The following is an 11,053-nucleotide window of genomic DNA, read 5'->3' on the forward strand; positions in this document are numbered from 1 at the left end:
CCTTACGCCCCTGATTGTGCAAGCGTTCCAGTGCGTCCATGGCAATATTCAATGTATCAGGATCCAGTGCGCCAAAACCTCATCAATAAGAGCGATTCTACTTTCATCTTGCTGGATGATAAAGAAGCCAGTCCTAAGGCCAGTGCCAGTGACACAAGGAAAGATTCTCCGCCGGAAAGGGAGAAGACGGTCCTCAGTTCATCTCCCATATCTTTATCGAGTACCTGTAAGCCAGATTACCGGGTATTCTCAACAGCTTATAACGCTGGTCAGCATGGATAAATGCATATTGGCATGCTCCATAACATATCCAGTGTATATTCCTGTGCGATCTGCCGGAACTTCTTACCATCTGCGGAGCCAATCAGCTCATTCAGTTTGCTCCAGTTTCGTGTACGGTTGTTTTGGCATCGATGGTGTATTGTAAGTCGCCGACTTCAGTTTATTCTCTTCATCCATCGTAGTCTGTAGGCAAGATTATTCTTCTCCCGTCCCAGATCCTCCAGCAGCTGTTTCCTTCATTGGAAGATGCTGTCAAGGCCTCCAGTGACTGATCGCTTACCTGTTTTTCCTTGTGATTACTCAACTGTAAGGACCTTTCTGTCAAGGTTGCCTGTGGTATTGACCGCATCCCGCAGAGCTGATGGCTTTTCTCTCCGTCTCTACCAGACTGTTGTGTGGGAGAGAGCTGAATCAGTGTTTCCTGTGTGAGTATCGTGCCATACGTTGCAGTATAGTTGTTTAACCATTCGGTGATAGCCCTCTGTTCTCTTTCGATATGACCACGTATGTTACTGATGTCTGCGCTGGTATGTCCTTACTTGCCGTAAACGCGCGCAGGTCTTCTTTCCCTGCATTAAATGCTTCAGCAGCTGTCTGTTGTGTAAGAGCCGCCTGCTCAATGCCCTGTTTTAACGCTTGTTCAAAGCTGCTGACGGACACTCCGTTCAATAATGCCTGCCGTTCCTGCTGCAACGCATTAAACGCTTGTTGTTGCTGTTTAAGGGCATTGATCTTTTCGCTTAATGCAGCAGCAATGCCGTCCCTGTTTACTCATTTCCTGCAGGGCAGATTGGTGTTCACGCAATTGCTGATTATTCGCGATGATCGCTTCTGCCTGTTGTTTCCATTGCCGGGCGAAGGCCACTATTTTATCATTGAATCCCTGCGGATCTTTTTTCCAATTATCTACCCAGTCAGGATTACTGAAATGAGGTGCCAGTTGTTCGGTCATGGTCTGCAAAGTCTGCGTAATATGCTCCAGTTGTCTGGCAATACGTTCCTGTGCTTCTTCCTTACTGGTCTTTTCACGTTGTCTGTCTTTCAGCTGCTCTTTGTTCGCAGACAGTGCCTGTAACTTCGTATCCAACTGTTTTTTCAGCACCTCAGCAGCCTGCCGTTTCGTTTCGTACGCATTTAGCTGTTCTGCTACTTCTCTTTGGGCGGCCTGTAATTGCTGTACCTGTTGTTCCAGCCATTGTGCCCTGTTTTCATCTGAAACAGCTGCACTGGCAGTGGCCAGACTGAACCCCGTCCATTTCTCTTCCAGCATTGCTATCTGAGTGGTTCTTTCCTGCAGAGATTTGCCGAATGTTTCACTGTCCAGCCGGAGTTTTTTACAGAACTGTTCCAGACTGGTAATATCGCCTGATAGGGTGTTATGATACTTTAAAGCAGCATTGTAGGCCTCTTCAAGGGTTTTCAGCATCGCATGTGCCAGCGGATTATCAGTCACAAAAGGATGCTCTTTGCTGCCGCATACCGGACAAGGTTCATCCTGTATCAGCTGGGCACGCACTCTACATTTTCTGCTACCTGTAACCGCGCCTGATGCAGCAGTTTGTCAGATTGCTCTTTCTTTGCCTGTGCGATGTGTAATTCCGCCTGTTTTTCCTGAAGAGAATGGCTCTTTTCCCGCAGTTCCTGTTCACAATTTTCCAGCTGGCGGGCAGTTCTCTCTTTTTCCTGCAGATTAGCAAACAGTCTTTCCCAATGTATTTTGGCTGCCTCACCATCTCTTATCTGCTGACCTAGCGCCGTGTCTTTTTCCTTCAATGTTTCCAGTGGCACGGTTTGTAATAGCTGATTCGCAGTATCAAATGCTGCCTGTAGCTGATTGATCGCAGTTTGTTCGTTATCTGCTTTTTCCTGTAAATCGCTGATCTGCTCCTGTGCTTTCCGGATAAAGCTGATATTCTCCTGCTGTTCTTTCAGCGTTTCCTCCTGTACGGGTAACAATTTAGCCGTATGTCCCAGTTGCGCGCTGATTTCTATTATATTTTCCGCGATATCTTTTCTGCTCAGGTGTTCCCGCTGCCAGTCTTCCAGTTTACTGATAGCCTGTGCCAGTGTCTGGATCTCTTTTTCCTTATCTTCAAATGCTTTCAGATGGGCGTCCTGTTGCTTTTGTGCGTTGTTGGCCTCTATGTTGGCCTGTTGCAGTTGCCGGTCTTTTTCTCCTGTCAGCGTATCTAATTCTCTGGCCCGGGCAATATCAGGCTGGTGTCTGGCGGCTTCCTGCTGTGCATGTAATAAGGCGGCATTTGCCGTTTCCAGTGCTGCTGCTGATAGTTGCTGCGTTTCCGTCGTACGTACTATACGGGCCTCTATCTCCTGCAAAGCGGTTTCTTTTTCCGCGAGTTGCTTTTCATGCGATCTTTTGGCTTCCACCGGACCTCTCGCAGCCTGTACGTGTTCTACCTGCGTAAGTGTACGGATTCTTTCGCCTGCATTTTCTATGGCCAGTGTGGCCTGTTGGTATTGACCGGCCGCCTGTTCCCTGCTTTTTTCAAGGGTATCGAGCAATTGATACCAGCTGATAGCTGCGCCTAATTCTGAGATAGTGATCTGCTGACTGCTGATTTTTGCACTCAGCTCTTCCTGTTGTGCGTGCAGGGCCATCCGTTCTTCTTCTGTCAGTCGCTCAATACCTGCCACCTGTTGTTTCAGGTTTTTCAGTTCTGTATCCGCCTGTTTGAACTTCTCATAGATACCGATGGATATTTCAGAATAGATATTGGTACCGGTCAGTTTTTCCAATAAGGATGCTTTGGCATCTTTATCTGCTTTCAGGAAGGCGGTGAAATCTCCCTGTGCCAGCAATACAGAACGGGTAAACTGTTCGAAGTTCAATCCTACCACTCTTTCTATTTCCTTCAGAGTTTCCGTTTTCTTTGCCGGGAAGGTGCTGTTGGTGCTCAGATTGAACAATTCCACCGTATCCGCCTGCAGGTTCCCGTCAATCCTGTTACGGGCACGTTTGACCGACCACTTCGCTTTATAGTTATTTCCATCAACGCCTGCAAATTCAACCTCTGCAAAACCTTCCGCAGTGCCATCACGCAGAATGCCTCTGACATCTCCCTGACTCATCTTATTACCGCCCTGATCCTGTATCTCTATACCCGTTTCTTTGGCCTGCAGATAACGGGGCGTTTTTGCATACAGTGCCAGACAAAGGGCATCCAGTAAGGTAGATTTACCAGCGCCTGTCGGACCGGTAATGGCAAAGATCCCTGCTTTGCTTAATGGTGCTTTCGTAAAATCTATCTCGTTCGTATCTTCCAGTGATGCCAGATTCTTGAAACGAATGGCTAATATCTTCATGCGTTGTTACTCCTCTTTTGTGTTAATCTCCTGCAATACCTGCTGAAACAGGTCTACCAGTTCATCCGGTGTTTCGCGTTCATAGTCCTCCCGGTAGATCTTTTTAAAGATATCCAGAGGACTTAATTCCTGCAGTTGTGCGGTACTGGCGATCCGTTCTGCTGTTCCTTCTGCTTCGGAGGATGGATAGCGGACGTCTATTTTTGCCAGCCGCACATGTTTACCGGTAAGGGCTGTTTCTATTTTATGCCGGAGGGCGGGTTCCGGTCCTTCCAGCAGTACGCGTACTTCCAGATAAGGAGCGGTATGTATGGTAGCTGTCGCCTCTGGCAATTGCAGTAAGGCTTCCAGTACAGTGTCGATAGGTTGTGGTTTTGCCGGTACACGGAGTAACTCCGTCGTTACCGGTATTTCCAGCATTTCCAGTCCGCTCATGATGCCATTACTGATATCAAAGCTCACCACCTGATGTTTATAGTTCATTTCTGAGAATGACATGGGCAGCGGACTACCGCTATAGCGGATATGTTCTTTGCCGCCTATTTTCTGTGCTTTATGAATATGTCCCAGCGCTACGTACAGCAAATCTTCGTGAAACGCTTTCGCAGGAACGAATTCAATGCCCCCCATAATCACTCTCTCCGATTTATCGTGATCAGACAGTTCAGCATCCAATGTATGCAGGTGTGCCATTGCGATGATGCCCTGTCCTCCTTGTTTTTTTGTCAGTGCATGTTCATAGGCTTCTTTATACAGTGCGCTTACACCATCTGCATAGAGGGTTTCGCTTTCGGTTACCGCCGGATAATCCCCCATCCGCAGAAATGGAATCGCCATACACCACAGCACTGTTTCGCTACTCCTGTCTCTCACAGGGATCAGCATTTTCTCATAGTCGATACTGCCGTCTTCCTTCCGTTCTATCAATCCGACAATATGGATGTCGGATGATTCAAGTAAAGGTTTCGGTGCTTCCAATCTGGCGGCAGAGTCATGGTTACCGGCGGTCACGATGATCTGCAATCCGGGTTGTGCCTTTACGGCACTATTGAGAAATGCGTAAAACATTTTTATAGCAACAGCGGAGGGATTGGCTATATCAAACACATCTCCGCTGATGATCAACAGTTCTATATCTTTTGCTTTAATGGTATCTACCAGCCAGTCTAAAAACTGCTGATGCTCATACGTTCTGTCATACTGATAAAAGGTTTGTCCGATATGCCAGTCCGCAGTATGCAATATTTTCATCCACTCTTTTTTACAAAGATAAATTACCTGAGTGGTTAAGCCAGAAAAGGAAAGGGGAATGTGTGAAAATCAGGTATTTTCCGCAGGGGGGAAGGGGCTTTTTCACCTGAGAGACAGGGGCATAGGTATTAGGAATTATCAATCAGGAATCAGGGATTAGTCCGGGGTAGTCTGTGCTCTGTTTAATGCTTAGATATTACTTATCCTACGTTAATCCTACGTTCATAAACGTAGGATTAACGTAGGATAAGTAATATCTAAAGAACTTCAAGCCGGAATCAAAAGATCAGAATTTATAACTATATCCGGCACGGATCACCTGCGTCTCATTGTAGTCAGTAGCCAGATAATGGAATCCATTTCCTCTGATCTCTCTTTTATTACGCAGAGTATTGGCCACATCGGTTGCGTTGACAAATATCTCTCCTTTTCCCTGCTGAATAGTTTTTTTGACGCCCAAATCTACGGAAAAACGGTAAAAGGTTTTTCCCTGCGGTATGAGGTCAGGCGCCTGATAAATGGCACTTAATTGCGCATCTATTTGTTTTGGGAAATGGAACTGACCGTTCAGTTTGATATTACCGGAAAAGATGTCTTCCCGGGCGGCGCTGAATACATTTTCAACCGGGTATTTATTAACCACAGTAAAGGAGTCAATGATATTATTATATCCGTTCAGGTTCAGGTTAAAGGTCGCCCATTTTGCCACTTGTTGGGAGAAGACCAGTTCGATACCTGTCATATAACTTTTCCCGGCGTTCTGGAAGATGTTATAGATGATATTGCTGCCCGGTACGGTGCTGCCAATACGGGTAATTGTGGCATCCATACGTTTGTGATAGACGGAGGAGAACAGGTATCCTTTATTCCAGCTGGTTTTATCTCCCAGTTCGAAGAGATTGGTATACTGCGGACGAAGTGCAGGATTACCGACTTTAATGATCTCAGCATCATCATATTTCGGGAAGATGCGGATATCGCCTTCATTCGGTCTGTCTACACGCCGGTTGTAGAAGAAGGATACCTTGTTGTTGTCCGTCAGTTTATAAGCCAGTCGTAGGTTTGGAAATGGCTGTGTATAGTTGTAGCCGTCACTTTTGTACACCGGGTGATTGGGATTGACGTCATAGGCGAGGTGTACATATTCCAGTCGCAGACCGGCTTCCAGTTCGAAGTGTTTATTCTCATAGACGTAGTTACCGTAGATGGCCGGGATATTCTCCTTGTAGCGGGTGAATCCGCCGGCACGGGCATCTAATACAGAATGTACACCCGGCTTGAAGTCCATGTTCACCGGAATATAGCGGTACCTGAACTTCACACCGCCTTCGAAACGTCCGTGGCGCAGGGGTTGTACATAATCAACATTAATGTCGGTAACGTGCTCGTCTGACAGGACCTTGAATGAATCGATGCCGGTATATTCGGGCATGCTATTCGTAAAGAAGTACTTTTCGTCTTCGCGGTGGAAAGTGCTGCTTAAGCTCACATTCAGGGTTCTGCCCGGTTCATGGAAATTGTGCTGCCAGATAGCAGATCCTACTACGGTGGTTTTCAGTTCGTCTTCCAGAAATTGCCAGAGACGTTGTCTTTCGGTGAGACTACCATTAAAGAAAGGTTCATCTCCATGATCCAGTATTTTCTCCGTACCGTACATGCCGGAAACGGTGATAGTATTGCTACCGTCAATTGCCCAGTCCATACCTGCTTTTACGTTGGAGAAATTGGTATTCCGGTTACGTTTGGTCTGTTGTCTGACAACATCACCATTATCGTAATACCTGTCTACGAATTCATTTTTATTCAGTGTTTTGGTATACAGATCATCTGCCTGCAGGAAGAGGTTGACTTTGTTTTTCCGATAGTTGAGCGACAGGGAAGGGTTGATTTTGGGAGTACCCTGATATTGGGGCCTTATTGTAGGATAATTCTGTCTTTTTATCCATAAAGCGCCTGCACCGGCACTCAGACCGATCTTACCATTAAAGCCTTCTTTTTCTCTTTTTGTAAATGATATTGATGATGCCGGCATTGCCATTGGCATCATATTTTGAAGAGGGATTATTGATGATCTCTATCTTTTCGATGGCAGATGCCGGAATGTTATCGAGACTGGTTTGTCCGCCGAAACCTGTCAGGGCCGTTTGTTTGCCATCCATCAGTACCATTATCCTGTCACTACCTCTCAGCAGGATCTTTCCATCTTGTGTGGTGACACCGGGCAGGTTTTTCATAGCTTCCAGTACAGAGCCACCTGCCTGACTGATATTATCCGCAACGCTGAAGGTTTTTTATCCAGCCGGATTTCTTCCTGTTTACCGGTGATGGTCACTGTGTTCAGCGACTTCGGATCAGCGGCCAGTTCTATACTACCCAGTTCCAGTACCGGACTTAATTGTCCGACGGTCAGGGTTTGTATCAAAGGCTGATATCCGATATAAGAGAATTCCAACAGATAGTTACCACTGTTGAGGTCTGCGATTTTGAAGCGGCCATCATCACCGGAAATAGTACCGGATATAAAGCTGGTGTCTTTTGCTTTTTTGAGTGTCACACTTACAAATGGTAAGGGGCGCTTGCTGGCAGCATCTTTTATTTGCCCGGAAAGCGTCACTTTGATGGACTGTGCGTGTAGGTGTTGCGCAAAGAAAAATAAGATGATACAGAATAACGAGACGCCTTTCATGCAGTTGATATTTTATGCATAGTTAAGACGCGATTCGAAAGGAAATCTAAACTAGAAGGTCACGGAAAAGATATGTTGCATGTTACTGAATGTATAATCCGTTTTCCAGTTATATCGGCTGCAGATCTGTTTCACCAAAGACAGTCCTAGTCCTGTGCCAGGTGTTTCGGCAGAGGTGGTGCCGAAGCGTTTGAACAATTGTTCCTGCTGCAGACTAAGGGTGCCGGGATTAGCCATGAATAGCGCTTTATTATTTAAAGTGATCTGGATGGTATTGTCATTAGGGGTATACCGGATGGCATTGGTGATCAGGTTATTTAACAGTATTTCTACGAGTATTTTATTCCCTTCGATTGTTACGCCATCAGTGATATCTTTATCAAATACCAGATTTTTATTTTCGGAGAAATTAGAGAACAGGATCAATGCATTTTCCAGCAGTTCGGACAGGTTGATCGTTTCTTTATCCATGAACTGACTGTTCTCAATTTTAGTGAGCAGTAACAGGTTTTTATTAATACGGGTAACGCGGGCCAGTGCTTTATTGGCGTCTTCAATAAGATCATATTGTTCGTCGGTCAGGAGTTTGGTTTGCAGCAACAGATCCAGTTTGGATTGTATAATTGCCAGCGGCGTTTGTAATTCGTGTGATGCATTATCGGCAAATTCTTTCTGTTGATTATATACCGCGATATTACCTGCGATGAGTTTATTCAGACTATTATTCAATTCTGAGAATTCTTCGATATCTGTTTCCTGAAAGCTGACGGTCTGCTGTTGATCGAGGTTGAAGCTTTTGATCTGTGCGAGGCTGTTATAGAAAGGTTGCCAGAGGCGTTTAGAGATCTTGCGGTTCAGCAGTATAAATCCGATCATCAGCAGAAGGAAGAACAGTACTGTCAGCAGAGTGACAAAGAGGATAATGAGATAACGGTCTTCGCGTCCGGCTGCGGCGGTCAGTTCTATTTTATGTTCGAGTTCGTGATGCCATAACATATTGATCACATAGTAATACACCGGTATACTGATAACGAGTACCAGTCCGGCATACCCATAAAACGTTTCATGGTGCGGTTCAGCAGCTTGCTCATATTTCCCATTTATAACCTGTACCGTAGAGGGTTTTCAGGTAGTTGTCACAACCTGCTTCTGTCAGCTTCTTTTTCAGATTTTTGATGTGTACATAAATGAAGTCATAGTTGTCGAACATGTCGGCGACATCACCGGACAGGTGTTCAGCGAGCGCACTTTTCGAAATGACTTTATTTTTATTGCTGATGAAGTAGAGGAGGAGGTCAAATTCTTTCTTCGTCAGGACGACGTTATTATCATTGACGGTGACGGTTTTGGCCAGCAGATTGATCTTTAATTCATTTAGTTCGATGATATTGACGTTTCCAAATTGTTTACGTCTGATCACGGAATAGATACGGGCAGCCAGTTCGGGCAGGTGGAAGGGTTTGGTCAGATAATCATCTGCGCCGATCTGTAAGCCTTTGATCTTATCGTCCAGTGAGTTTTTTGCAGAGATGATGATGACGCCATCCTGTTTATTCTGTTCTTTGATTTCTTCCAGTATTTTCAGTCCGTCGCCACCGGGCAGCATGAGGTCCAGCAGGATACAATCATAGTCATACACTGTGATCTTGTCGATGGCCTGTCCGAAATTGGCGGCATATTCGCAGAGATAATTTCATCCGCGAGATAAGCGCCGATGCTTTTTGAAAGCGCCGTTTCGTCTTCTATTATCAAAATTTTCATCCGTGAAAATATAGAGGAATTCTAAAAACATTCTGAAGATAAGATTTATCGCGCTGTTTTCAAGGTACATATTTTACCGGGCGTTAATGTATGTGAAAGTATTGATGTGTTGGGGGCTAGTAAGCGATTAGCACCAAATTCCGACAGAATTCGCTGGTAGGTTTGCAGGCAGATTAAAACAGCATGGATAATGAAGAATGTGTTACGCAACAGATTCTCACTGATTGTATTGATTGTACTATTATTGCTTGTACTTCCTTCCTGACACGCGTCGCCTTACTGCTTAGTACACCAGCTGCAGGCGTATCCGCTATACAGTTTGTGAGTGCCTTGTTTATTGGTGGGGTGTATGACCTCTCGGTTGCCTGCCTTATTGTCATTCCTTTTGTATTACAGCTTTGGCTGCAGAATGATTTTATCTATCGGAAGAAGATATTACCTTTTGTTACAGGTATGTTCCTGCTGGTAATGGGGTATTGCTTTTTACGCATCTCATACCGAAGGATTATAACAAAGAGCTGTATCACATTTTGCTGTATTATCTGACCGCACGATTTGTGATTTATCTGTTCCTGTTTTTTATGCCGTATCAATTCCGTCTGAAGTGGCGGACGGGTGTTTATATATAGTAACAGCATTGACCGTTTTTTTGCTGTTGATGAATGCTGTCAGCGAATGGTTTTTCTGGCGGGAGTTTTCTACCCGTTATAATTTTATAGCAGTAGACTATCTGGTGTATACGACGGAGGTGCTGGGGAATATCTCTCAATCATACCCGCTGGTGCCTATAGTGAGTACGCTCGTCGTAATGGCTATTGGGATTGTCTTTATACTACGTCATCCTATAAGCGAGAGCATCCGTATAGCCCGCATATCTTTTTTAAGACGCTCGCTTATCGCCGCTATCTTGTTTTATTCGCTTTTACAACTTATGCTATTACTAACGAAAAATGGCGACATTTCAGTAATAATGAATACGCCAATTCTCTGGCGGGCAATGGTATCTATGAATTTGCAGTTGCCTTTACACAGAATGAGATGGACTTCTATAAATTCTATCAGACCATCCCCGATACCACGGCATTTAGTATGGTACGGAAGCAACTGGCTACTGATAATAGTCGTTTTATCAGTCAGGATCCTATAGCATAGAAAGAGAAATTACCTATCCGGGCCGGCGCGTAAACTGAATGTAGTCATGATCAGTGTGGAGAGTCTGAGTGCTGATTTCATGAGACATTTGGTAGCAAAGAGAACATTACTCCTTATTGGATGCTTTGTCAAAAAGAGCCTGTTGTTTACACAGCTCTACTCTTCGGGTACAAGAACAGTACGTGGATTGGAAGCGCTATCATTGTCTATTCTCCTTCTCCCGGACAAAGTATCGTAAAACGCCTGATAATGCGCACCTCTTTCTATGGGCAGCGTATTGCGGGCGCATGGTATACGACGCAGTATCTCTATGGTGGTTATAGTTACTTCGATAATATGAAGGAGTTTTTTAGCAACAACGGTTTACGTAATCGATCTTCTGCCATTCCTGCGGATAAGATACATTATGAGAATATTGGGGTGTAGCGGATGAAGATCTCTTTACTTTGGCAGTGAATGTACTGGATAAAGATAACAGCGCCGGCAAGCCGTTCTTTACCCATATCATGACGGTGAGTAATCATCGTCCCTTTACTTATCCTGACGGCAGAATAGATATTCCTGCTGCAATGCAGGTAAGACAGGGTGCCGTGAAAT

General features: G+C 45.1%; 13 protein-coding genes. 4 read left to right on the top strand and 9 right to left on the bottom strand.

Translation table 11 applies throughout. The annotated features are described in order from the left end of the window. On the top strand, positions 1 to 282 hold a 282-nt coding region (locus FEF09_RS32430), incomplete at its 5' end, for a hypothetical protein (protein WP_222597279.1). 459 nt (positions 283 to 741) lie between these two features. On the opposite strand, the gene FEF09_RS29755 is transcribed toward FEF09_RS32430, so the two are convergent. The 9 genes from FEF09_RS29755 to FEF09_RS29785 form a co-directional block, all read right to left on the bottom strand. After that, positions 742 to 975 (bottom strand): hypothetical protein, encoded by a 234-nt coding sequence (locus FEF09_RS29755; protein ID WP_146308492.1) that lies wholly within the window; start codon positions 973 to 975, stop codon positions 742 to 744. 25 nt (positions 976 to 1,000) lie between these two features. Next, positions 1,001 to 1,798 carry a hypothetical protein gene (locus FEF09_RS29760; protein WP_146308494.1) on the bottom strand — a complete coding sequence of 266 codons (798 nt, stop codon included), beginning with the start codon at positions 1,796 to 1,798 and terminating at the stop codon, positions 1,001 to 1,003. Further along, complete coding sequence (locus FEF09_RS29765; protein WP_146308496.1) at positions 1,783 to 3,606, bottom strand: AAA family ATPase; 1,824 nt, start codon at positions 3,604 to 3,606, stop codon at positions 1,783 to 1,785. Before FEF09_RS29765 ends, FEF09_RS29760 begins: the two co-directional genes overlap by 16 nt. Before the next feature lie 6 nt (positions 3,607 to 3,612). Beyond that, complete coding sequence (locus FEF09_RS29770; RefSeq protein WP_146308498.1) at positions 3,613 to 4,857, bottom strand: exonuclease SbcCD subunit D C-terminal domain-containing protein; 1,245 nt, start codon at positions 4,855 to 4,857, stop codon at positions 3,613 to 3,615. Between the two features lie 286 nt (positions 4,858 to 5,143). After that, positions 5,144 to 6,889: an outer membrane beta-barrel family protein gene (locus FEF09_RS29775; protein WP_222597280.1), complete on the bottom strand. Its 1,746-nt coding sequence runs from the start codon at positions 6,887 to 6,889 to the stop codon at positions 5,144 to 5,146. Beyond that, positions 6,840 to 7,091, bottom strand: a complete 252-nt coding sequence (locus FEF09_RS32435; RefSeq protein WP_222597281.1) for a TonB-dependent receptor plug domain-containing protein — start codon at positions 7,089 to 7,091, stop codon at positions 6,840 to 6,842. Before FEF09_RS32435 ends, FEF09_RS29775 begins: the two co-directional genes overlap by 50 nt. Next, complete coding sequence (locus FEF09_RS32440) at positions 7,088 to 7,543, bottom strand: carboxypeptidase-like regulatory domain-containing protein (RefSeq protein WP_222597282.1); 456 nt, start codon at positions 7,541 to 7,543, stop codon at positions 7,088 to 7,090. The genes FEF09_RS32435 and FEF09_RS32440 overlap by 4 nt, the downstream gene beginning before the upstream one ends. A gap of 51 nt (positions 7,544 to 7,594) precedes the next feature. Next, the gene (locus FEF09_RS29780) at positions 7,595 to 8,560 is read right to left on the bottom strand and encodes a sensor histidine kinase (protein WP_222597283.1); all 966 of its coding nucleotides are present in this window, start codon (positions 8,558 to 8,560) and stop codon (positions 7,595 to 7,597) included. Between the two features lie 70 nt (positions 8,561 to 8,630). After that, the gene (locus tag FEF09_RS29785) at positions 8,631 to 9,182 is read right to left on the bottom strand and encodes a response regulator transcription factor (RefSeq protein WP_315898208.1); all 552 of its coding nucleotides are present in this window, start codon (positions 9,180 to 9,182) and stop codon (positions 8,631 to 8,633) included. A gap of 305 nt (positions 9,183 to 9,487) precedes the next feature. Between FEF09_RS29785 and FEF09_RS29790 the strand changes: the two genes are divergently transcribed. From FEF09_RS29790 to FEF09_RS29800, 3 genes are all read left to right on the top strand, one after another. Continuing rightward, positions 9,488 to 9,850 (top strand): hypothetical protein, encoded by a 363-nt coding sequence (locus FEF09_RS29790; protein WP_146308500.1) that lies wholly within the window; start codon positions 9,488 to 9,490, stop codon positions 9,848 to 9,850. 726 nt (positions 9,851 to 10,576) lie between these two features. Further along, the gene (locus tag FEF09_RS29795) at positions 10,577 to 10,882 is read left to right on the top strand and encodes a hypothetical protein (RefSeq protein ID WP_146308502.1); all 306 of its coding nucleotides are present in this window, start codon (positions 10,577 to 10,579) and stop codon (positions 10,880 to 10,882) included. Between the two features lie 26 nt (positions 10,883 to 10,908). After that, positions 10,909 to 11,053, top strand: a 145-nt coding sequence (locus FEF09_RS29800) for a hypothetical protein (RefSeq protein ID WP_261387945.1), incomplete at its 3' end; no start/stop codon positions are given.

It is taken from the genome of Chitinophaga pinensis (assembly GCF_007896845.1).
Lineage (GTDB): Bacteria > Bacteroidota > Bacteroidia > Chitinophagales > Chitinophagaceae > Chitinophaga > Chitinophaga pinensis_C.

What these genes read in the sequence shown, in the direction of transcription:
- FEF09_RS29795 (WP_146308502.1), top strand. Translation starts at nt 10,577, where the DNA reads ATGCTTTGTCAAAAAGAGCCTGTTGTTTACACAGCTCTACTCTTCGGG.
- FEF09_RS29770 (WP_146308498.1), bottom strand. Translation starts at nt 4,857, where the DNA reads ATGAAAATATTGCATACTGCGGACTGGCATATCGGACAAACCTTTTAT.
- FEF09_RS32435 (WP_222597281.1), bottom strand. Translation starts at nt 7,091, where the DNA reads ATGAAAAACCTGCCCGGTGTCACCACACAAGATGGAAAGATCCTGCTG.
- FEF09_RS32440 (WP_222597282.1), bottom strand. Translation starts at nt 7,543, where the DNA reads ATGAAAGGCGTCTCGTTATTCTGTATCATCTTATTTTTCTTTGCGCAA.
- FEF09_RS29775 (WP_222597280.1), bottom strand. Translation starts at nt 6,889, where the DNA reads ATGCCGGCATCATCAATATCATTTACAAAAAGAGAAAAAGAAGGCTTT.
- FEF09_RS29790 (WP_146308500.1), top strand. Translation starts at nt 9,488, where the DNA reads ATGGATAATGAAGAATGTGTTACGCAACAGATTCTCACTGATTGTATT.
- FEF09_RS29765 (WP_146308496.1), bottom strand. Translation starts at nt 3,606, where the DNA reads ATGAAGATATTAGCCATTCGTTTCAAGAATCTGGCATCACTGGAAGAT.